This window comes from Aeromicrobium camelliae (assembly GCF_003850045.1).
In the GTDB taxonomy this organism is placed as follows: Bacteria; Actinomycetota; Actinomycetes; order Propionibacteriales; family Nocardioidaceae; genus Aeromicrobium; species Aeromicrobium camelliae.
On the sequence record NZ_RQJX01000001.1, the window covers coordinates 288,334 to 309,915 of the forward strand.

General features: G+C 70.3%; 23 protein-coding genes and 1 pseudogene. 18 read left to right on the plus strand and 6 right to left on the minus strand.

The window, feature by feature from the left end:
- Positions 1-18: 18 nt before the first annotated feature.
- Together EHW97_RS01515 and EHW97_RS15910 are read right to left on the minus strand one after the other, a co-directional pair.
- On the minus strand, positions 19-813 hold the full coding sequence (locus EHW97_RS01515; RefSeq protein ID WP_124235388.1) for a DNA-formamidopyrimidine glycosylase family protein: 795 nt from the start codon (positions 811-813) through the stop codon (positions 19-21).
- A pseudogene (locus EHW97_RS15910) lies at positions 806-5,345 on the minus strand (ATP-dependent helicase). The gene EHW97_RS01515 and the pseudogene EHW97_RS15910 overlap by 8 nt, the downstream one beginning before the upstream one ends.
- 79 nt (positions 5,346-5,424) lie before the next feature.
- On the opposite strand from EHW97_RS15910, the gene EHW97_RS01525 reads away from it, so the two are divergent.
- On the plus strand, positions 5,425-6,411 hold the full coding sequence (locus tag EHW97_RS01525) for a DUF3048 domain-containing protein (protein WP_124235389.1): 987 nt from the start codon (positions 5,425-5,427) through the stop codon (positions 6,409-6,411).
- Here EHW97_RS01525 and EHW97_RS01530 read toward each other — a convergent pair.
- On the minus strand, positions 6,398-7,174 hold the full coding sequence (locus EHW97_RS01530) for a MerR family transcriptional regulator (protein WP_166367344.1): 777 nt from the start codon (positions 7,172-7,174) through the stop codon (positions 6,398-6,400). The two genes, EHW97_RS01525 and EHW97_RS01530, sit on opposite strands and share 14 nt — an antisense overlap.
- Positions 7,175-7,271: 97 nt before the next feature.
- Between EHW97_RS01530 and EHW97_RS01535 the strand changes: the two genes are divergently transcribed.
- From EHW97_RS01535 to EHW97_RS01560, 6 genes are all read left to right on the plus strand, one after another.
- Positions 7,272-7,829 (plus strand): YqgE/AlgH family protein, encoded by a 558-nt coding sequence (locus tag EHW97_RS01535; protein ID WP_124235391.1) that lies wholly within the window; start codon positions 7,272-7,274, stop codon positions 7,827-7,829.
- A gap of 46 nt (positions 7,830-7,875) precedes the next feature.
- Positions 7,876-8,142 carry a DUF3039 domain-containing protein gene (locus EHW97_RS01540; RefSeq protein WP_124235392.1) on the plus strand — a complete coding sequence of 89 codons (267 nt, stop codon included), beginning with the start codon at positions 7,876-7,878 and terminating at the stop codon, positions 8,140-8,142.
- Positions 8,139-9,836, plus strand: coding sequence for a DEAD/DEAH box helicase (locus tag EHW97_RS01545; RefSeq protein ID WP_124235393.1), 1,698 nt, complete (start codon positions 8,139-8,141; stop codon positions 9,834-9,836). The genes EHW97_RS01540 and EHW97_RS01545 overlap by 4 nt, the downstream gene beginning before the upstream one ends.
- A gap of 36 nt (positions 9,837-9,872) precedes the next feature.
- Positions 9,873-10,826 (plus strand): alpha/beta hydrolase, encoded by a 954-nt coding sequence (locus EHW97_RS01550; RefSeq protein WP_124235394.1) that lies wholly within the window; start codon positions 9,873-9,875, stop codon positions 10,824-10,826.
- Between the two features lie 33 nt (positions 10,827-10,859).
- Entirely contained in the window at positions 10,860-11,897 is a 1,038-nt protein-coding gene (locus tag EHW97_RS01555; protein ID WP_124235395.1) for an LLM class flavin-dependent oxidoreductase, read from the plus strand.
- Positions 11,898-11,976: 79 nt separating this feature from the next.
- Positions 11,977-12,390, plus strand: coding sequence for an Ig-like domain repeat protein (locus EHW97_RS01560; protein ID WP_124235396.1), 414 nt, complete (start codon positions 11,977-11,979; stop codon positions 12,388-12,390).
- A gap of 6 nt (positions 12,391-12,396) precedes the next feature.
- On the opposite strand, the gene EHW97_RS01565 is transcribed toward EHW97_RS01560, so the two are convergent.
- Together EHW97_RS01565 and EHW97_RS01570 are read right to left on the minus strand one after the other, a co-directional pair.
- Positions 12,397-12,957, minus strand: a complete 561-nt coding sequence (locus tag EHW97_RS01565; protein ID WP_124235397.1) for an isochorismatase family protein — start codon at positions 12,955-12,957, stop codon at positions 12,397-12,399.
- Between the two features lies 1 nt (position 12,958).
- Positions 12,959-14,266: a nicotinate phosphoribosyltransferase gene (locus tag EHW97_RS01570; protein ID WP_124235398.1), complete on the minus strand. Its 1,308-nt coding sequence runs from the start codon at positions 14,264-14,266 to the stop codon at positions 12,959-12,961.
- A 132-nt stretch (positions 14,267-14,398) separates the two neighbouring features.
- On the opposite strand from EHW97_RS01570, the gene clpS reads away from it, so the two are divergent.
- The 11 genes from clpS to rdgB all read left to right on the plus strand — a co-directional run bounded on the left by clpS (position 14,399) and on the right by rdgB (position 21,345).
- Positions 14,399-14,647, plus strand: a complete 249-nt coding sequence (gene clpS, locus EHW97_RS01575) for an ATP-dependent Clp protease adapter ClpS (RefSeq protein ID WP_243696259.1) — start codon at positions 14,399-14,401, stop codon at positions 14,645-14,647.
- Positions 14,644-15,216, plus strand: a complete 573-nt coding sequence (locus EHW97_RS01580) for a DUF2017 domain-containing protein (protein ID WP_124235400.1) — start codon at positions 14,644-14,646, stop codon at positions 15,214-15,216. Before clpS ends, EHW97_RS01580 begins: the two co-directional genes overlap by 4 nt.
- Before the next feature lie 63 nt (positions 15,217-15,279).
- The gene (locus EHW97_RS01585) at positions 15,280-15,744 is read left to right on the plus strand and encodes a M67 family metallopeptidase (RefSeq protein WP_124235401.1); all 465 of its coding nucleotides are present in this window, start codon (positions 15,280-15,282) and stop codon (positions 15,742-15,744) included.
- Positions 15,744-16,022: a MoaD family protein gene (locus tag EHW97_RS01590; RefSeq protein WP_124235402.1), complete on the plus strand. Its 279-nt coding sequence runs from the start codon at positions 15,744-15,746 to the stop codon at positions 16,020-16,022. The genes EHW97_RS01585 and EHW97_RS01590 overlap by 1 nt, the downstream gene beginning before the upstream one ends.
- A gap of 1 nt (position 16,023) precedes the next feature.
- Positions 16,024-16,974, plus strand: a complete 951-nt coding sequence (locus EHW97_RS01595) for a PLP-dependent cysteine synthase family protein (protein ID WP_124235403.1) — start codon at positions 16,024-16,026, stop codon at positions 16,972-16,974.
- 28 nt (positions 16,975-17,002) lie between these two features.
- Positions 17,003-17,347, plus strand: coding sequence for a hypothetical protein (locus EHW97_RS01600; RefSeq protein ID WP_124235404.1), 345 nt, complete (start codon positions 17,003-17,005; stop codon positions 17,345-17,347).
- A gap of 39 nt (positions 17,348-17,386) precedes the next feature.
- Positions 17,387-18,364: a ribose-phosphate diphosphokinase gene (locus tag EHW97_RS01605; RefSeq protein ID WP_124235405.1), complete on the plus strand. Its 978-nt coding sequence runs from the start codon at positions 17,387-17,389 to the stop codon at positions 18,362-18,364.
- 63 nt (positions 18,365-18,427) lie between these two features.
- The gene (gene murI, locus EHW97_RS01610) at positions 18,428-19,234 is read left to right on the plus strand and encodes a glutamate racemase (RefSeq protein ID WP_124235406.1); all 807 of its coding nucleotides are present in this window, start codon (positions 18,428-18,430) and stop codon (positions 19,232-19,234) included.
- Entirely contained in the window at positions 19,231-19,995 is a 765-nt protein-coding gene (locus EHW97_RS01615; protein ID WP_124235407.1) for an MBL fold metallo-hydrolase, read from the plus strand. The genes murI and EHW97_RS01615 overlap by 4 nt, the downstream gene beginning before the upstream one ends.
- A gap of 25 nt (positions 19,996-20,020) precedes the next feature.
- On the plus strand, positions 20,021-20,740 hold the full coding sequence (rph, locus tag EHW97_RS01620; protein ID WP_124235408.1) for a ribonuclease PH: 720 nt from the start codon (positions 20,021-20,023) through the stop codon (positions 20,738-20,740).
- Positions 20,737-21,345 (plus strand): RdgB/HAM1 family non-canonical purine NTP pyrophosphatase, encoded by a 609-nt coding sequence (gene rdgB, locus EHW97_RS01625; RefSeq protein WP_124235409.1) that lies wholly within the window; start codon positions 20,737-20,739, stop codon positions 21,343-21,345. Before rph ends, rdgB begins: the two co-directional genes overlap by 4 nt.
- Before the next feature lies 1 nt (position 21,346).
- Here the strand turns inward: rdgB and EHW97_RS15445 are convergent.
- A partial coding sequence (locus tag EHW97_RS15445; protein ID WP_208001815.1) for an HNH endonuclease signature motif containing protein occupies positions 21,347-21,582 on the minus strand: 236 nt, incomplete at its 5' end.

Here is a 21,582-nt window from a genome sequence, read left to right on the forward strand (position 1 = left end):
GCACATCTGGGTTCTCGGTCAGGTCTGGCACCGCGGGCACCAGAAGGTGACGCGCTCGCGGGTGGGATCGTCACCGAGGTGACCTTGGTGGATGGCGGTGCCGCAACGGCGGCACGGTCGTCCGGCCCGCCCGTACACCCAGCGCGGCTCGTCGCCGCGTCTGCGCCCGCGTAGATCCACCCCGAACGAGCGATCGACCTGGCGAGCGTTCGCGGACAGCAGCCGCTGGCCGAGTTCGATGAGGCCGTGCACGTCGGGAACCTCGCCGACCGGGCGCGTGGGTGCGAGCCGACGCAGGAACAACAGCTCGTTGACGTACTCGTTGCCGAACCCGGCCACGTTGCGCTGGTCGAGCAGGGCGAGGAAGACCGGTCGGTCCGGGTCGCTGCTGACCCGGCTGTCGGCCTCCTCGGCATCGAAGTCGTCGCCGAGTAGATCCGGGCCGAGGTGGCCCACGACGTCCGTTTCACGGTCGCGGGGGAGTACCTCGAGGAGCCCGAGGGAGAAGCCCACAGCCTGCCAGTCGTTGTTCTCGAGCACCGCTCGAGCGCTGTGCGCCGGTCGGCGCCAGCGCGGGCGGGGGAGGCGGTAGAGGTGCCAGGAGCCTTCCATCTTGAGATGGGAGTGCACCGTGAAGGCCTCGGTGCGCATCAGCAGGTGCTTGCCGTAGCTGACAACCTCGTCGACGCGCTGACCCACGAGGTCGACCGTGGCGTACTGCGGAACCCGGAAGTCCGTCCGCGTGAGCGTCGTGTTCGCGAACGCCTCGTGAAGGTGGTGGGCCGTGCGCCAGACGGTGTCACCCTCAGGCATCGAGCCGCAGACCCTTCAGGTGGGCCTCGAAGCCGGCCGCGGCCAGGGCCTTGCCGATCGGTGTGTCCGCCACAGGCTGGCCGTCGGCGGTGTGGATCGTGAGTCGCCCGAGCCGCAGGCCGCGGGCGGTGCGGACGAATCCCTCAGCCGCGAGGTCGAGGCGCGCCGGATCGTCGCTGAACGTCAGCAGGGTCTTGCCGCCGCGCTCCAGGTACAGCACGAGGTGCCCGTCGTGCAGCACCACGAGGGCCCCGGCCTTGCGGCCCGGGCGGTGTCCGCCCGTCTCGCGCTCGGGCCACGGCAGCGCGGCGCCGTACGGGTTCGCCGGGTCGGTGGCCGCGAGGACGACGGGCGCGTCCCGAGACGGGGCGTCGTCGTCGCGGGCATGGGCGCGCAGGCGGTCGATCGCCCCTTTGGCGGCGAACTGCGCACCGCCGAGGCCGTCGACGAAGTACCCCCGCAATGCCGCGCCGGAGGTCTCCATCTCGCGCAGTACCCGGTACATCGCGGCGAATCCGCCGGGCGGGCTTTCGACGGCGACCGCCCCCTTGGTGACGACGCCGTGGCGGTGGAGCGCGAGTTCGGTGCGCAGCAGTTGCGCGGCGGTCGTGTCGGCGGGTGCGTCGAGGGCGAACCAGCGTCCGGAGGCCACCGGCGGAAGAACGGCGCGAGCCGGGCGCCGCGCACCGCGGTGGAGCCGGGCTCTGGGCGGAGTGCGGCGCGTGCGGTGAGCACCCCCGCCGCGGATGCGGGCGCGCACCGGCGCGAACGTGTCGTTGGAGACCTGACCGGACCAGACGAGGTCCCAGAGGGCGTTGACGACCTCGTCGGTCTCGTTGCTGTGCTCCACCAGTTCGACCAGTTGACTGAACAGGAACGCCCCCGAGCCCTGCATGGCGTCCAGCAGCGCCGCGGCGGTGGACTCGGGAATCGGAGGTTCACCACGGTGCAGGCCGCCGAGGTCGCCGGGCGTGATGAGCACCCAGCCGTCGTTGCCGGCAAGCGTGCCTGCTCCCGTCCAGCTGACTTCGCCGGCGGCGAGCAGTTCATCGAGCATGGCGGGCTGGTAGTCAGCGACCCGCGAGGGGAGGATCAGCGACTCCCAGGCCGAGGCCGGCAACGGCACCCCGGCGAGTTGATCGACCGCCGTGAGCACGGCATCGAGTCCGCGCTGGCGGCTGCCGACCTGCTGCCAGGCGGGGAGGAACCGGGCGAAGGTCAGCGCGTCGACCGGCTCGACCTGCTGGCGCGCCGCAGCCAACGAACGGGCCCGGAGCCTGCGCAGGACGCCGGCGTCGATCCACTCGTCGCGCCCGATGGCGGACGGGTGGAATTCGCCGTGCACCACCCGCCGCTGGTCAGTGAGGCGTGCCAGCGTTGCGCCCACGACCGCGATGCCCAAGCCGTAGCGAGAGGCCACATCGTCAGTGGTGAAGGGGCCGTGGCACCGCGCGTAGCGCGCGACCAGGTCCGTCAGCGGATCGCCGGCGGCCTCGAGGTGGGCCGCGGCGATGCCCATCGGCAAGGCGGTGCCGAGGGCGTCGCGCAGCCGCGCCGCGTCCTCCACCGCTGCCCAGCGCAGGACGCCGCCGACCGGCACCTCGATGGCGCGGCGCTGATCGCGTAGACCCGACAGCCAGCCCGCGACCTCGGCGCGATGTTCCGGAGCGGTGCGCGCGACGACCTCGTCGGCATCGAGCGGTCCGATGAGGCGCAGCAGGTCCGCAACGTGTTCGAGCGAGCGGGCAGCGCGCTCCGGCGTGAGGCGCTGCAAATCGCGTTCGGTGGTCTCGACAACCTCCGGATCGAGCAGTTCACGAAGGTCGGTCCGGCCGAGCAGTTCAGCGAGCAGTTCCGGATCGAGGGTCAGCGCAGCGGCGCGCCGTTCGGCGAGGGGAAGGTCCCCGTCGTAGAGGAACGCGCCGACGTACCCGAAGAGTTGAGTCTGTGCGAACGGCGAAGCGACATCGGTGGTGACCTCCAGCAGACCGACCTCACGCCCAGCGATCCGGCGAGCGAGGTCCTGCAACGCCGGAAGGTCGTAGACGTCTTGCAAGACTTCGCGAGCGGTCTCCAGCAGGATCGGGAAGGTGGGGAACTGCCGGGCGACGTCGAGGAGTTGGGCTGACCGTTGCCGCTGCTGCCACAGCGGTGCCCGCGACCCTGGATTGCGGCGGGGGAGCAGGAGCGCGCGGGCCGCGCATTCGCGGAATCGCGAGGAGAAGAGTGCGGAGCCGCCGACCTCCTGGGTGACGATCTCCTCGAGCTCGTCCGGATCGAAGACGAAGAGGTCCGCCCCGGGCGGGTCGGTATCGGTGTCGGGGATGCGGGCCACGATGCCGTCGTCCCCGGCGACGACGGAGCCGTCGACGCCGTAGCGCTCGAGAATGCGCGCACCGACGGCGAGCGCCCACGGTGCGTGCACGGCACGTCCGTACGGCGACAGCAGCACGACCCGCCAGTCGCCCAGCTCGTCGCGGAAACGCTCGAGGATGAGCGTCTGGTCGGTGGGCAGATGACCGGTGGCTGCGCGTTGATCGGCCACGAGAGCGCTGAGGTTGGCGACCGCGTGGTCGTCGAGGCCGATGTCGGCGGGGGGGAGCCGCCTGCTCGAGCTCGCGCAGGAACTGCCCGATGGCGCGGCCGAGCTCGTACGGGCGGCCGACCGCGTCGCCGCGCCAGAACGGGAGCCTGGCCGGCAGACCGTACGCGGGGACGACGATGACGCGATCGTGGGTGATCTCCTGGATGCGCCAGCTCGTCGCACCGAGCGCGATGACGTCGTCGACGCGCGACTCGTAGACCATCTCCTCGTCCAGCTCACCGACCTTGCGGCCGCCGGACGCGTCCTCGCCGGCCAGGACCACCGAGAACATGCCGCGGTCGGGGATCGTGCCGCCGCTCGTGACGGCCAGGCGCTGAGACCCGGGCCGCCCCGTCAGGGTGCCGGCGTCGCGGTCCCACACGAGTCGCGGACGCAGCTCGCCGAACTCGTCGGACGGATAACGGCCCGAGACGAGGTCGAGCGTGGCGTCGAAGGCGGAGCGCGGCAGGCCGGCGAACGGGGCGCTACGGCGCACGGTGTCGAACCACTCCTCGACGTCGAGGGGTTCGAGCGCCGCGGCCGCGACGGTCTGCTGGGCGAGGATGTCCAGCGGGTTGGCAGGCACGCGCAGCTGCTCGATGTCGCCGGACCGCATGCGGGACGCGGTGACGGCGGCGGCGACCAGGTCATGACGGTTGGTGGGGAACATGACGCCCTGCGAGAGCTCGCCGACCTGGTGTCCGGCGCGCCCCACACGCTGCAGGCCGGCCGCGACGGAGGGCGGCGAGGACACCTGGATCACAAGGTCGACGGCGCCCATGTCGATGCCGAGCTCCAGGCTCGACGTGGCGACGACGCAGCGCAGCCGACCAGACTTGAGGTCGTCCTCGATGATCGCCCGTTGCTCCTTGCTGACCGACCCGTGATGGGCCCGTGCCAGCGTGGCCGGGGCGCCGTCGGACTGCCCCGAGAGACCGCCCATGTGCGCGGGCTGCCGCGTGTCCGGCTGCAGGCGCTGGCCCTCGAGGCGCTCGACGTAAGCCTCGTTCAGCCGCGCGGTGAGCCGTTCGGCGACTCCGCGGGAGTTGGCGAAGACGATGGTGGAGCGTGCGTCGAGCACGCGGTCGACGATCGCCTCTTCGACGTGCGGCCAGATGGTGCCGCCGGATTCTCGGTCGGTATCGGGGTCGCGCAGCGCCTGGGCGGCCGACCCCTCCGGTGGCCCTTCGCGAAGAGGACGGGGGCCGAGCTGGGTCATGTCCGGGACGGGGACCACGATCTGCAGGTCCATGCGCGACGGCGAGGTGGGCGCGACGACGCTGACGGGGGATTGACCGCCCAGGAACCGGGCCACCTCCTCGTGTGGACGGACGGTGGCGCTGAGCCCGATCCGCTGCGCCGGGCGTTCGAGGAGGGCGTCGAGGCGCTCGAGCGACAGGGCCAGGTGCGCTCCGCGTTTGGTGCCGGCGACGGCGTGGATCTCGTCGACGATGACGGTGTCGACGGTGCGCAGCGTCTCGCGCACCGAGGACGTCAGCATGAGGAAGAGCGACTCGGGCGTGGTGATGAGGATGTCGGGAGGGTGCGCCTGAAGGCGGCGCCGCTCGGCCGGCGGGGTATCGCCCGAGCGCACCCCCACGGACACCTCGCGGAACGGCGTTCCGTCGCGCACTGCCACGTTGGAGATGCCGACCAGGGGAGATCGGAGGTTGCGTTCGACGTCGACAGCCAGGGCCTTGAGCGGCGAGACATACAGGACCCGGACACCGGGGGCATCGTCCTCGCGGGGGCGCAGCAGCCGGTCGATCGCGGAGAGGAACGCGGCGAGCGTCTTGCCCGAGCCGGTGGGCGCCACGACGAGCGTGTGGTGGCCCGCAGCCACCGAGTCCCACGCGCCGATCTGCGCAGGCGTGGGAGCGGAGAACGACTCGGCGAACCAGGCGCGGGTGGCCGCGGTGAAGTCCGCGCTCTCCGGCAGGATCGACATGCTCCCATGGTGGCAGGAGACACCGACACGGGCTCCCCGGTCGCCGGAGGAGAACCAGCCGTCATGCATGCTGGCGTCTATGAAGTTGCGCGCGATCGTGTCGATGGTGGCTGCTGCGGCCCTCCTGGCCGCATGCTCGTCGGGGGACGACGACACCGCCCAGGACCCGAACAAGAAGGACGGCTCGGACCTCGTCCAGATCTCCCCGCTCACCGGAGAGCGGCTCGAGGACGGTCTGCCCGAGCACGCACCGTTCGCGGTGAAGATCGACAACACCGGCTCGGCCGCTCCGCAGACGGGTCTGGACCAAGCCGACCTCGTCGTCGAGGAGACGGTCGAGGGCGGAGCCACCCGCCTCGCTGCGATCTTCTACTCGCAGATGCCCGAGTCGGTCGGCCACGTCCGCTCGGTCCGCGCGACCGACATCGGTATCGCCAAGCCGGCCAGTGCCCACATCGTCGCCTCCGGTGGCGCACCGCAGACGTTCGATCGTCTTCGCGAAGCGGAGGTGCCCATCGTCAGTGAGGACGGCGGAGCCGGCGGGTTCAGCCGCGAGGCGGGCAAGGCGGCCCCGTACAACGTGCTCGTCAACCTCCGTCACCTCACCGAGCAGATCGGTCCGGTGCGCCCGGCGGTGCCGTATCTCCCGTGGGCGGAGTCGGAGGAGAAGGCGACTCCTGCCCCGACGCCCGTCACCGCCGCGTCGGTGCGGTTCTCCAACTTCCACACGACGGAGTGGGCCCACGGCGAGGGCGGTTGGACCCGGACCAACGGCATCGCGCAACCCGAGTTCTCGGCGCGTAATCTGCTCGTCCTGTTCGCCGACGAGGTCGACGCCGGGTACCGCGACCCTGCCGGCAACGCCGTGCCCGAGACCAACTTCGTCGGATCGGGACGCGCCGTCGTCTTCGCCGGCGGCGGCGTCATCGAGGGCACGTGGTCCAAGCAGGATCACGCCTCGCAGATCCAGCTCGCCGACGGCGAGGGCAAGCCGGTCGAGCTCGCGCCGGGCAAGACCTGGATCGAGCTCGTCAACAACTCGACCGCCGACGTCAGCTGGCGCTAGCGGTGCCCTCGGGGCCGGACTCGCCCATCTGCTGGAGCTTGTCGCCGACCTCGATCTCGATCGACTCCTGCAACTCGCTGCGGAACAGCGCGAGGATGACCTGGCTGGCGATGGGGAGGAGTTCCTCGACGGCACCGAACACGCGCGGCCAGTCGTGCTCGGGCAGGCCCTGATCCACGAACGGCTGCACGATCTCGTCGGAGACCTGCTTGACGAGGTGGTCGGCGATCGCGCGCAGATGTTCGCGCAGGATCGGCACGGCATTGATGACGGTTTCGGGGGCGAGACCCAGGGCTACCGCGGCCGCGCCGGGGCGCACGACCTGCGGGTCGAGGATGCGCAGCGTGGTCTCGTCGACGCGTTCGACGAGACCGAGCTCGGCCAGCGCGTCGATGAGCGGATCGGCGTGCTGCACGTTGGCCAGCGCTGCGAGGTCGTCCGGTGACATGAGCACGCTCGGGTCGTCGTCGCCGGTGTGCCCGAGCAGGGTCATCAGCTCGAGAGCGTGACCGGGAGCGGTCGTCGGCGACTTGACGATCGCATCCTCGACCGCCGCGAGCGTGAACCCGCGGTCGAGGAGCTGGCGGATGAGCTGGAGCCGCTGCAGGTGCGACAAGTTGTAGTAGCCGGTGCGGCCCTCGAGCCGGGGCGGATCGATGAGCCCGCGGCTGGCGTAGGCGCGCACGTTGCGCACCGTCATGTTCGCGCGTGAGGCGAGCTCGTCGACGGTGAACTCCTCGGCGTCCGACGTGGGTTCACGCATGGGCGACAGCATAGGCGACGAGACCTCGGCGGCGGCCCGCGCGCCGGACTACGCCCGTCATCCACCGAAGATCGGTACACAGGGGCATCATGGAGTTATGAGTACCGTCGACGTCCGCGGACGACTGCTCGTCGCGACCCCCGCCATCGAGGGCGGTCTGTTCTATCGCAGCGTCGTGTACATGCTCGACCACGACGACGAAGGGGCGGTCGGTGTCATCGTCAACCGCCCGCTCGATTCTGGTGTCGACGAGGTGCTGCCCGAGTGGGGCGACGCCGTGAACGCACCCGGCTGCCTGTTCAGCGGCGGTCCTGTCTCGACCGACGCCGCTCTCGCGGTCGGCGTCATCGGTACCGCGAGTCTCGTTCCGAGCGGCTGGCGTCCGACGTACGGGCGCGTCGGCCTGGTCGACCTCACCGGGCCCGTCCCCCCGCAGGGCACCCTGCAGGGCCTGCGGGTCTTCGCCGGGTACGCGGGCTGGGGGCCGGGACAGCTCGAGGAGGAGCTCGACGAGGGTTCCTGGGTCGTCGTCGACGCCGAGGAGCGCGACCTGCTCTCGGCCACTCCGGAGCTGCTGTGGTCGAGCGTGCTGCGCCGCCAGGACGACGATCTGCGCCTGATGTCCACCTACCCCGAGGATCCGACGTTCAACTGACGCGGTGCTGCTCGGCGCGTGGGTGGGACGTGCCTAGGATGGGTCCGTGGGATTCTTCGGACGCGGAACGCAGACCGTCTACGACGAGCGCACGGAGCAGCGCACCGACAACGGTGACCACGAGCGCTTCAGCCACTACGTGCCCAAGGACAAGCTGACCGAGGCGATGGTCATGGGCACGCCCGTCGTCGCTCTCTGCGGCAAGGTGTGGGTGCCCAGCCGCGACCCGCAGCGTTACCCCGTCTGCCCCGAGTGCAAGGAGATCTGGGACTCCCTGCGCGATGAGGACGGCGACGAAGACGACGCCCAGTGAGCGCCGGCCAGCGCCTCCGGGCCTGGCAGCGCGAAGCCCTCGAGCAGTACCAGCGCACGCAGCCGCGTGACTTCCTCACGGTGGCGACGCCTGGTGCCGGTAAGACGACCTTCGCGCTGACCATCGCCGCCGACCTGCTGCACCGCCGCGTGGTCGAACGCGTCGTGGTGGTCGCGCCGACCGAGCACCTCAAGACGCAGTGGGCGCTGAGCGCCGCCTCGATGGGCATCTCGCTGGACCCGAACCTCTCGGGCGCGCTCGCTCCGCAGTTCCAGGGCTACGCCGTCACGTACGCGGGTCTCGCGACGAACCCGATCGCTCACCGGGTCCGGATCGAGCGGCAGCGCACGCTCGTCATCCTCGACGAGATCCACCACGCCGGCGACGCGCTGAGTTGGGGCGAGGCCGTGCAGGAGGCGTGCGAACCGGCGGTGCGGCGGCTCGCGCTGACCGGTACGCCGTTCCGGTCCGACGACAACCCGATTCCGTTCGTGACGTACGCGCCGCAGAGTGACGGGTCCATCGCGAGCGTCGCCGATTACGCGTACGGCTACGGGTCGGCATTGCGCGACGGCGTCGTCCGGCCGGTGCTCTTCATGGCCTACTCCGGCCAGATGCAGTGGCGCACGAGCGCCGGGGACGAGGTCAGCGCGCGCCTCGGCGAACCGCTCACGCGCGACCAGACCGCGCAAGCCCTCCGCACCGCCCTCGATCCGCAGGGCGCGTGGATTCCGGCCGTCCTCCAGGCCGCTCATCGGCGCCTTCAGGAGGTGCGACGCGACATCCCTGACGCCGGGGGGCTGGTGATCGCCACCGATCAGACGGCGGCGCGCGCCTACGCGGCGCTCTTGCGTGATCTGACGGGTACCGAGCCCACGCTCGTGTTGTCGGACGAGGCCGGGTCCAGCGCGCGGATCGCGGAGTTCTCGGCGAACAGCGACCCGTGGATGGTCGCCGTGCGCATGGTGAGTGAGGGCGTCGACGTGCCCCGCCTCGCCGTGGGCGTCTACGCGACGACGACCGCGACTCCGCTGTTCTTCGCCCAGGCGGTCGGCCGTTTCGTCCGCGCCCGCCGGCGCGGGGAGACCGCGTCGATCTTCGTTCCGAGCGTGCCCGGGCTGCTCGGTCTCGCCGCCGATCTGGAGGCCGAGCGCGATCACGTCATCGGGCGGCCGGTCAAGGACGAGGACGATCTGTTCGCCGCGGAGGCCGAGATGCTCGCACGCGCTCAGCGCGAGGAGCCGGCGATGCCCGAGGAGTTGGGCACGTATCGCGCGCTCGGCAGCGAGGCGGCGTTCGACCGTGTCGTGTACGATGGCGGCGAGTTCGGCTACGACGCGATCGCCGACGATCCCGAGGAGTTGGACTTCCTCGGCATCCCCGGTCTACTCGAGCCCGACCAGGTGGCGGAGCTGCTGCGGTCGGCGCGGTCGAAGAAGGCGCGTGAGGAGTTGGCTCAGCGCCGGGAGACCGTCGAGGTCGAGCGCGACGTGGCGTTCGAGCGGCGTGCGGAACTGCGCCGCGAGCTCAACTCCCTCGTCGCGGCGTGGCACCACCGGACGGGCACCCCGCACGGGGTGGTGCACAACAAGCTGCGGTCCGAATGCGGGGGGCCGCCGGCGGCCGCCGCGACGGCCGAGCAGTTGCAGCGCCGCATCGATCGGCTCCGTGAGTGGGCGTTGCGCGCGAGTTGATCCCGCACACGACGCGAAGTCGCTAAGGTGGCGCGCATGAGCGTGCGCGTGCGTCTGCTGGGCCTGGTCCTCAACCGCGTGACCCAACCGATCGAGGAGGTCACCGACCACGCGGCACAACGCGCGAAGCGATTGGCGTTGCAGCGGTCCGTGGTCGGCAGATGGGTGTTCGGGCGGCCGGATCGGCGGGTCACGGTGGAGGAACTCGACGTCACGCTGCCCGGTCGCACCCTTCCCGCGCTCGTCTACCGCCCGAAGGCCGCGGGGACCGGTCCTCGCCCCGTGGTGGTGAACTACCACGGCGGCGGGTGGGTCCAGGGCAACACCGAGCAGTCGGGCTGGTTGGCGAGCCGCGTCGCCGCCCGCACAGGCGCCGTGGTGATTTCGCCGTCGTACCGGTTCGCACCCGAGCACCCGTTCCCGGCGGCGGCGGACGATGCGTGGGAGACCCTGCGGTGGATCATCGACCGCGCTGCGAGGATCGGCGTCGATCCCGAGCGCGTCGCGGTGATGGGCGACAGCGCCGGCGGCAACCTCGCCGCCGTCACGGCGCTCACGACGCGGGACGAGGGGGAGCCGCGGCTACGGGCGCAGGTGCTGATCTACCCGGCGGTGGAGATGTACGAGAAGTACCCCTCGGAGCTGCGGATGCCCAAGGCACCGGTGCTCACCTCGGCCAACATGAGGACGTTCGTCCAGCTCTACCTGCAGGACGCCTACGGCACGGACGACTGGCGAGCTTCGCCGTTGCGCGCCACCAAGCACGAGGATCTGCCGCCGGCTTTCATCCTCACCGCCGAATTCGACCCGCTGCTCGACAACGGCAGCCGCTATCGCGATGCTCTGCAGCGCGCCGGCGTTCCGGTCCGCTATCGCATGTACACCGACGCCATCCACGGCTTCGTCAGTCTGCCCGGCCTCGTCGGCAAACAGGCCCGCCAGGCCGTGGACGACATCACCGACTTCCTGGCCGAGCGCTTGGCACCCTGAGTCGCCTCTTGGGGCCGGTGGGACAGTTGAAGGGTGAAGCTCTCGGTCCTGGATCTCGTCCCCGTCCGCAGCGATCAGACCACCGGCGACGCCCTCGCCGCCACGGTCGAGCTGGTGCAAGCAGCCGACGCTCTCGGCTACGAGCGGTACTGGGTGGCCGAGCATCACAACATGCCGGCCGTCGCCGCCACGTCCCCGCCGGTCCTCATCGCTCAGCTGGCCGCCCGTACCGAGCGCATCCGGATCGGGTCGGGGGGCGTGATGCTGCCGAATCACGCGCCGCTGGCGGTCGCCGAGCAGTTCGCGCTCCTCGAGGCCGCCCATCCGGGTCGGATCGATCTGGGCATCGGTCGTGCGCCGGGGTCCGACCCCGTCACGTCCTGGGCGCTTCGCGGAGCAGCCGGACGCGACGACTCCGACATCGAGAAGTTCCCGCAGTACCTCGACGACGTCATGGCGCTGATGGGTACCGAAGGTGTCCGCGTGCCGATTCCGCGCGAGCAGTACATCCTCAAGGCCACCCCTGCGGCGGCCAGCCGGCCACGGTTGTGGTTGCTCGGTTCGTCGATGTACTCCGCCCATCTGGCGGCCGCCAAGGGGCTCCCGTACGTCTTCGCCCACCACTTCTCGGGCCAGGGCACAGATGAAGCGCTCGCGACCTACCGACGCGAGTTCCGGCCGAGCGACCAGTGCGCTCAGCCGACGACCTTCCTCACCGTCAACGCCTCGGTCGCCGACACGACGGAGGAGGCGGCGGCCCTCGCGCTGCCGAACCTGCTGACGATGGCGCGGTTGCGCACCCGCAAGCCGCTCATCCCGCTGCAGTTGGTCGAGGAGGCCGAGGCCACGGAGCTGACCGAGGTCGAGGAGGAGATCGTCGAGTCGGGACTGGCGCGCACCGTGTACGGCACTCCCGAGCAGGCCGCTCGCCAGGTGCGCGAGCTCGCGACCCGCTTCGACGTCGACGAGGTCATGATCAACCCCCTGGGATCGGCCCGTCAGGGTACGGACCCGTCGACCGCTCCGGCGCGCGAGCAGACACTGCGGTTACTCGCCGAGGCGCTGGGCTGAACGAGGTCGGCGCGCAGAGTTCGGGCCACGTTCACACGTGTGTGACTGACCGTTCGTCCGCTGCGACGACGCTGGCGACATGACGCGACTTGGCATCGTCCTCGCAACGTCGGGTGCGGCAGCGATCGTGGCCGCGGCCAGCCTCACCCTCCAGCCCGGCGTCGTGACCGGCACGGCAGCGGACCTGCTGCCGGCGTCGGACACCACGGTCCCCACGACCACCAATGTCCTCGCGCTGACCCCGTCGGTCGAGGCGGGCGACACGGTGCGGGTGGCGGCGGGCGTCGCCGCCGCCGGTGCGCGGCCCGAGGGCACCGTCGAGCTGCGGGTGGGCGAGGAGATCGTCACCCGTGAGCTCTCGGTGGGGACGGCGGTCGCCGGCGTCCGCGTCGACGATCCGGGCACCGTCGACGTGCAGGCGCGTTACCTCGGCGCCGACGGCACCATGAGTTCCTGGAGCGATCCCGTCGAGGTCGTGGTCCGCGCCCGCTGACCGTCCTCAGCGAGTCGTGATGCCGGCCTCGGCCCACTCGGCCTCCACTCGTGCGATGTTCTCGGGTGAGACCGCGGCGACGTAGTCGCGCAGCACCGTGACGTCGAGTCCGGCCTTCGCCGCGTCGAGAGCCGTGGCGCGGACGCAGTGATCCGTCGCGATGCCCACGATGTCCACCGCGTCGATGCCGTGCGCCTGCAGGTACGTCGTGAGGTCCGTCCCCGTCGACGTGACGCCCTCGAAGCCCGAGTAGGCCGCGGCGTATTCGCCCTTGTCGAAGACCGCATCGAACATGCGGCTGGTCAGCGGGGCGTGCAGGTCCGCGCCGGGCGTGCCTGCCACGCAGTGCCGCGGCCAGGAGTCGACGTAATCGGGGGTGTCGGAGAAGTGGGCGCCCGGGTCGATGTGGTGGTCGCGCGTCGCCACGATGGCTGCGTAGTCGCCGCGGGACCGCTCGATGAGCTCGTGCACGTCTGCGGCGACCTTGGCTCCGCCTTGCACGGCGAGAGAGCCGCCCTCGCAGAAGTCGTTCTGAACGTCGACGACGATGAGTGCCGTGGTTGCCATGTCAGTGCTCCTCGTAGACGGTGGGAAGTGCCGGGTCGCCCTTGCTCAGCCGCAGCGCTCCGGCGGGAAGCTCACCGATCGCGGACCGGAAGTGACGACGCGCGTCCTCGAGTGAGGCGCGGTCGACACGTTCGCCCTTGGTGACGAGCGGGACCAGGAGCGTCCGGTCGTCGTGGTCGCTGTCCGGCTGCTCGCCGACGCCGATGACCTCGGCGGTGGCGATGCCGCGCTCGTCGCGTCGGCGGACGGCGAACTTACGCCCGCCGACGGAGATCTTGTCCTTGCTCTTCTTGGCCACGGAGACGAGCGATCCGTCCGCGCCCTCCCGGGCCACCAGCTTGTAGACGAAGCCGCTCGTGGGCACCCCCGAACCGGTGACGAGCGAGGTGCCGACGCCGTAGCCGTCCACGGGCGCCACTGCGAGTGCCGCGATCGCATACTCGTCGAGGTCGCTGGTGACTGTGATCCGGGTCGTCGTCGCGCCCAGGGAGTCCAGTTGAGCCCGCACGCTCGCCGCGACCTGGGCGAGGTCTCCGGAGTCGAGGCGCACAGCACCGAGGTCGAGTCCGCCGGCAGCGATCGCGTTGCGGACCCCCTCGGCGATGTCGTACGTGTCGACGAGCAACGTGGTGCCGGAGCCGAGCGCGGCGACCTGCGCCTCGAACGCCTCCTTCTCCGAGTCGTGGACGAGGGTGAAGGAGTGCGCGGCGGTGCCGGTGGTCGGGATTCCGTAGGTACGACCCGCCTCGAGGTTGGAGGTGGCCGCGAAACCCGCCACGTACGCAGCGCGCGCGGCGGCGACGGCCGACCACTCCTGGGTGCGGCGTGACCCCATCTCGATGCACGGTCGATCACCCGCGGCCGCGGTCATGCGAGCCGCAGCGGTCGCGATGGCGGAGTCGTGGTTGAGCACCGAGAGAGCGACGGTCTCGAGCACCACGCATTCGGCGAAGGTGCCTTCGACCACGAGGACGGGGGAGCCGGGGAAGTAGAGCTCGCCCTCGGGGTAACCCCACACGTCGCCGGTGAAGCGGAAGTCCGCCAGCCAGTCGAGGGTGGCGTCGTCGACCACGGCGGCGTCGCGCAGGAACCGCAGTTCGTCGTCACCGAAGCGGAAGTTCTCGAGGGCGTCGAGGAACCGTCCCGTACCCGCGACGACGCCGTATCGACGCCCACCGGACAACCGGCGAGCGAACAGCTCGAACACGCTGCGGCGCTGCGCGGTGCCGTCGCACAGCGTGGCCTGGAGCATCGTGAGCTCGTAGTGATCGGTGAGCAGGGCGGTCGACAGCCCGGTGCGTGTCCCCATGTTCTGAGAATAGGGGGCCCGGGCAGAGTCGGTTTCGGTACGCGACCGGACTCGGCAACAATGGGGTGCGTGACCGCCGCAGCCACCGGGCCCGCGCCCGCCGAGATCGCTCCCGACCGCGAGCACGACGCCATGGTCGAGCTCGAGGACCCGTGGGTGACGATCGTGTGGAACGACCCGGTCAACCTCATGTCCTATGTCGCCTTCGTCTTCCGCACCTACTTCGGCTACACGGAGGAGAAGGCCACCGAACTCATGCTCGCCGTCCACCACGAGGGCAAGGCCGTCGTGTCGAGTGGTCGCCGCGAGGAGCAGGAGCGCCACGTGCAGGCGATGCACGAGTACGGGCTCTGGGCGACCCTGGAGAGGAGCCAACTGTGAGGCCCTTCGTACGACGCCGGCAGACCGTCGTGGGCGTGTTCGAGCAGAACGAGGCGCAACTCGTGGCGAATCTGACGGCGCAGGTCGTCGAGCTGCTGCGTGACCGCAACGGACCGCCCGAGTCGTCCGCTGACCCGCTCGCCGCGATGGTCGGGATGTCCGGTCCGGTCCAGCCGCCCGAAGACCCGGTCCTCGCCCGCCTGCTGCCCGACGCCTATCGCGACGATCCCGAGGACGCTGCGGAGTTCCGCCGGTACACCGAGCAGGCGCTGACCTCGACCAAGGTCGCCAACGCCGAGACGGTCATCACCACCCTTGCTGACGGCGGCATGTCGGAGGACGCGCGCGACGACGCGGACGTCGAGGTCGAGCTCGACGACGGCCAGGTGCTCTCGTGGCTGCGGGCGCTGACCGACGTCCGGTTGGCGCTCGCGGTGCGCCTCGGCATCGAGAGCGAGGAGGACGCCGAACGCGTGGCAGAGTCCGACGACCCGGGCACCGCGGCGATGGCCGACGTCTACGACTGGCTCGGCTTCGTGCAGGAGACGCTCGTGGAGGCGGCGGGCTGAGTGCCCGTGTCCGTCTGGCGGTCGCCCGGTCCGGGGCCTGAACCGCGCCGATAAACTGGCGATGTGTTGACCATCGACCGTGAGACGCACGACGCGATCGTCGCCCACGCGCGCCGCGACCACCCCGACGAGGCCTGCGGTGTCGTCGCCGGACCCATCGGATCGGACGTACCGGCCCGCTTCATCCCGATGCTCAATGCCGCGATGTCGCCGACGTTCTACGAGTTCGACTCCGGCGATCTGCTCAAGCTCTACCGCGAGATGGACGACAACGACGAGGAGCCCGTCGTGATCTACCACTCGCACACGTCGACCGAGGCGTACCCCTCGCGCACCGACATCGCGCTCGCCTCCGAGCCCGGCGCCCACTACGTCCTCGTCTCGACCCGCGACGGTGCCCATGAGGAAGGCGCGCCGATCGACTTCCGGTCCTTCCGGATCGTCGACGGCGAGGTCACCGAGGAAGAAGTCCGCGTCGTCGAGCGTTACACCACCGGAACCACCCCCGACGAGAAAGCAGAAGTCTGATGGCCATCGAGGTCCGCATCCCCACGATCCTGCGCACGTACACCGACGGTGAACGTGCCGTCGAGGCCAAGGGCGACACCGTCGCCGGGCTCATCGACGACCTCGAGTCGCGCCATGACGGCATCAAGGAGCGTCTGCTCGAGAACGGCGAGGCACGCCGCTTCGTCAACATCTACGTCAACGACGAGGACATCCGCTTCACCGGCGGTCTGCAGACGGCCCTCTCGGACGGCGACACCGTCGTCATCCTTCCGGCGGTCGCCGGCGGCGCCCGCTGACGTGACGCGCTACGACTCGCTGGTCGACTCGGTCGGCCACACACCGCTCATCGGTCTGCCGTCTCTTTCGCCCTCGTCCGAGGTGCGCCTGTGGGCGAAGCTCGAGGACCAGAACCCGACCGGCTCGATCAAGGATCGCGCGGCGCTGGCGATGATCGAGAAGGCCGAGTCGGAGGGCCGGCTGAGCCCGGGCGCGACGATCCTCGAACCCACGAGCGGCAACACCGGCATCTCGCTGGCGATGGTGGCCTCGATGCGGGGCTACCGGCTGGTCTGCGTCATGCCGGAGAACACGTCCGAGGAGCGGCGGCAGCTGTTGCGGATGTGGGGCGCGGAGATCATCTCCTCGCCCGCGGCCGGTGGGTCGAACGAGGCGGTCCGCGTGGCCAAGAGCCTCGCGCTCGAGCATCCCGACTGGGTGATGCTCTACCAGTACGGCAATCCGGCCAACGCCGAGGCGCACTACCGCGGGACGGCGCCGGAGATCCACGCCGATCTGCCCGAGATCACTCACTTCGTCGGCGGGCTCGGGACTACCGGCACGCTCATGGGCGTCGGTCGCTACTTCCGCGAGCACAAGCCCGAGGTGCGGATCGTGGCGGCCGAGCCGCGATACGGCGAGCTCGTCTACGGCCTGCGCAACCTCGACGAGGGCTTCGTGCCCGAGCTGTACGACGAGTCGCTCATCGACTCGCGCTTCAGCGTCGGGCCGCGGGATGCGGTGCGTCGGGTCCGTGAGCTCATCGCGGCCGAGGGCGTCTTCGCCGGGATCTCGACCGGCGCGATCCTGCACGCCGCGATCGCCCAGGCGAACAAGTGCGTCAAGGCGGGCGAGAGTGCCGACATCTGCTTCGTGGTGTGCGACGGCGGGTGGAAGTACCTGTCCACCGGCGCGTACGAGGGCACGCTCGACGAGGCCGAGGACCGCCTCGACGGTCAGCTCTGGGCTTGACGCCCGCGAGCGTCGCTACGCTGACGCCGTGAAGCGTTACGCCGGAGCCTTCGGGGTCCTCGCCGCGTGGTGGGTCGTGCCCTGGCTCATCGTCCTCGTGCTGCGCTCGCAAGCGGCGACCGAGAACCCCGACGGCCAGTGCTCGGGTATCGGGTTCGGCTGCTCCCTCACGCCGTACGACAGTTACACGTTCGTCATGGTCTTCTTCCTCGCGCCGCTGACGCTCGTGGCGGTGCTTTCGGCCGCGTTGTGGCTCGCGTTGCGCCGGCGTCCGCTCCGCCCGGTCCGCGACGGCAGCGTCGCGGCGCTGATCGGGATCGGGTGCGCGGCGGTCGGCGGCTTCGTCCTGGCCGCGCTCGGGTCGCTCACCTGACGTTTCGCCGAACCCGCGATGTCCACTAGCCTCAGGGGCGTGAACCAGATCGTGGTGTTCTCTGGCAGCGCTCATCCGCAGTTCGCCGACGCGATCTGTGACCACCTCGGCATCCGTCGCTCGCCGGCGGACACCCAGCGCTTCAGCAACGACTGCCTGCAGGTCCAACTGCTCGACAACTGCCGCCAGCGCGACGTCTACATCGTTCAGCCCCTCGTGCCGCCGACGCAGGACCACCTCATGGAACTGCTCCTCATGGTCGACGCGGCGCGAGGGGCCTCCGCGGCCTCGATCACGGTCGTCATTCCGCACTACGCGTACGCGCGCTCGGACAAGAAGGACGCCTCGCGCATCTCGATCGGTGGCCGGCTCGTCGCCGACCTGCTCGAGACCGCTGGCGTCAACCGGGTCGTGACGATGACTCTCCACGCTCCGCAGGTGCACGGCTTCTTCGCCGTCCCGCTCGACCACCTGACCGGCCTCGGCGAGCTTGCCGACTACTTCCGCGGCACCGATCTGACCGACGCCGTCGTCGTCTCGCCCGACTTCGGCAACGCGAAGACCGCTTCGCAGTTCGCTCGGCTCCTCGGTCTCCCGGTGGCCGCGGGAAGCAAGCAGCGCAAGGCCGACGACCGGGTGGTCATCGACGCGATCGTCGGCGACGTGGCCGGCAAGCGCGCGATCGTCCTCGACGACGAGATCGCCACCGGCGGCTCCATCCTCGAACTCGTCTCGATGCTGCAGCAGCAGGGTGTCACCGACGTCTCGGTTGCCTGCACCCACGGGCTGTTCACCGGCAAGGCGGTGGAGCGTTTGCGCGACCATCCGGGCATTCGCGAGGTCGTCACCACCGACACGGTGCCGGCGCCCAAGGACTGGCCCGAGCTGCGCGTCCGATCGGTCGCCCCGCTGTTCGCCGAGGCGATCGCCCGCATCCACGCCGGCGAGTCGGTCTCCAGCCTGTTCGACGGCGTCGATCCCACGCACGCGCCGCCGCAGCCGAAACTGCCGCTGTAGGGCGACGCGCCTCACAGCGGTTTACTTCGCGTTCATCCGCGCGGACCCGTACTCTCGGTTGATGTGGCAGACGCACCCATCGGCATCTTCGACTCGGGCTTCGGTGGCCTGACGGTCGCTCGTGCCGTGTTGGACCAGCTGCCGCACGAGCCTGTCGTCTATCTCGGCGACACCGCGCGGCAGCCGTACGGCCCCAAGTCGATCTCCGAGGTGCGCGAGTACGCCCTCGATTGCCTCGATCACCTCGTGAGTCAGGGCGTCAAGGTGCTCGTGATCGCGTGCAACTCCGCGAGCGCGGCCGTCCTTCACGATGCGCGCGAACGGTACGACGTCCCCGTGGTCGAGGTGATCGTCCCCGCCACACGCCGCGCCGTGAACGCCACCCGCAACGGCAAGGTCGGCGTCGTGTGCACCCAGGCGACGGCCACGTCGCGCGCCTACGACGACGCGTTCGCCGCCAACCCTTCGATCGAACTCGTCACGCAAGCGTGCCCGCGCTTCGTCGACTTCGTCGAGGCCGGGGTGACTGGCGGGCCAGAACTCCTCGCCGTCGCGGAGCAGTACCTGCAGCCGGTCAAGGACGCCGGGGTCGACACCCTCGTCCTCGGCTGCACGCACTACCCGCTGCTCACCGGCGTGCTCTCGTACGTGATGGGCGACGGCGTCACGCTCGTGTCGTCGGCCGAGGAGACCGCGAAGGACGTCTACCGGTTGCTGGTGCGCGAGGGCCTCGAGCGCGACCCGTCGTTGCCGCGGCCGCAGCACCGTTTCCTCACCACCGGCCAGCCCGAGGAGTTCGCCGCGCTCGGCCGGCGCTTCCTCGGCCCCGAGATCGAGTCGGTCGACCAGTTCGCGTGGGTGACGGTGTGAAGCTGACGATCATCGGGTGCGCCGGCTCGTATCCGGGGCCGGACTCTGCCGCCAGCTGCTATCTGGTGGAGGCGCCCTACGAGGGTCGCGTCTTCCGCATGCTCCTCGATCTCGGCAGCGGCGCCCTCGGTCCACTGCAGCGCTACATCGATCTGCGCGACATCGACGCGATCAGCCTGTCGCACCTGCATCCCGATCACTGCTTCGACATGAGCGGGCTGTACGTCGTGCGCAAGTACCACCCTGCCGGCCCGCTGCCGCGCGTGCCGGTCTACGCGCCGGCTGGCAGCGACTGGCACCTCTCGGACGCGTACGGCACCACGAATCCGAACGGCATGACGTTGCCCTTCGAGTTCCGCGACTTCTCCGACGGCATGGAGACGACGATCGGTCCGTTCACGATGCGGGCGATGCTCACCTCCCATCCCGTCCCGGCGTACGCCGTCCGGCTCGAACTCGGCGACCATGCGGTCGTCTACACCGGCGACACGGGTCCCATGGACGAGCTCGCTGACTTCGCCCGGGGAGCGGACCTCTTCCTCTGCGAGGCGTCGTTCGTCGAGTCCGCCACCAACCCGCCCGAGCTGCATCTGACCGGTGCCGAGGCCGGCAAGATCGCGGCCGAGGCGGGCGTCGGTCGACTGCTGATCACTCACATTCCCGCCTGGACCGACCGCGACGAGGTCGAGCGCGATCTGCTGTCGACCTACGACGGTCCGTACGAGCTCGTCACTGCCGGACGGGTCTACGAACTCGCCTGATTCGCGGCGCGCTACGGTCGTATCTATGACCCGCGAGGACGGCCGCGCGCCCGATCAGCTCCGCCCCATCACCATCACTCGCCAGTGGCTCGACCACGCCCAAGGCTCGTGTCTCATCGAGTTCGGCCGCACCCGCGTGCTCTGCGCGGCGAGTGCGACTGAAGGCGTTCCGCGCTGGCGCAAGGGCTCCGGCCTCGGGTGGGTGACCGCCGAGTATGCGATGCTGCCGCAGGCGACCCACGAGCGGTCTCCGCGAGAGTCGGTCAAGGGGAAGGTCGGCGGACGTACGCACGAGATCAGCCGCCTCGTCGGCCGCTCCCTGCGCGCCGCCATCGACTACACCGCCCTCGGCGAGAATACGATCGCGATCGACTGTGACGTGCTCCAGGCCGACGGCGGCACCCGCACCGCCGCGATCACGGGCGCGTACATCGCGCTCGCGGACGCGGTCGCGCACCTCGGACGAGAGGGCGCACTGCTCGGTGAGCCGCTGACCTCGTCGGTCGCCGCGGTGAGTGTCGGGATCGTGGACGGACAGCCTGTGCTCGACTTGCCCTACGTGGAGGACGTCCGCGCGGAGACCGACATGAACGTGGTGATGACCGGCGACGGCAAGTTCGTCGAGGTGCAGGGCACGGCCGAGGGCGCGGCGTTCGACAAGAACGAGCTCGACGCGATGCTCGCGCTGGCCGCCAAGGGTTGCGCCGAGCTCACCGCACTGCAGCAGGAGGCTCTGAGCCGATGAAGGTCGTTCTCGCATCGCACAACGCCAAGAAGCTCGAGGAGCTGCACCGCATCCTCGCTCCGCTGGATCCCGACATCGAGGTGCTCGGCCTGTCCGACGTCGCCGACTACCCCGAACCGGTCGAGACCGAGGCGACGTTCGAGGGCAACGCCTTGCTCAAGGCTCGCGCGGCTCTCGCTGCCACCGGCCTTCCGTCGCTCGCGGATGACTCTGGTCTGTGCGTCGACGCGTTGAACGGCATGCCCGGCGTCCTGTCGGCGCGCTGGTCCGGTGTCCCGAAGTCCGAGGGCGGCGACGCGGCCAACAACCGCCTCTTGCTGTCGCAGCTGTCGGACGTCCCGGATGAGCGCCGCGGCGGCACATTCCGTTGCGCCATGGCGTTCTGCGCCCCTGGGGTGGAGATCGTCGAGGTGGGCGAGATGCCGGGCCGGATCCTGCGCGAGGAGCGTGGTGACGGCGGCTTCGGCTACGACCCCCTGTTCGCGGCCGAGGGCTACGACGTATCGACCGCCGAGCTCAGCCGCGAGGAGAAGGACTCCATCAGCCACCGCGGACGTGCCCTGCGCGCCATCGCACCGCGCATCGCCGAGCACCTCCAGGGCTGAGCTACTCGGTCAGGATCGTGCCGCCGACGTCCCAGGCCCAGCTGTCCTCGTGTGGGATGGGCACGGCATGGTCGAAGGTTTTGAGTTTGTGGTGGTGCCGGCATAACGCCCAGAGGTTGTCGCCTGAGGTGGGCCCGTTCGGTAACGGTTGCCGGTGGTCGAGGTCGCAGTTGGCGGCTTTGGTGGTGCATCCGGGGTATCTGCAGGTGCCGTCGCGGAAGCGGATTGCGTTGCGTA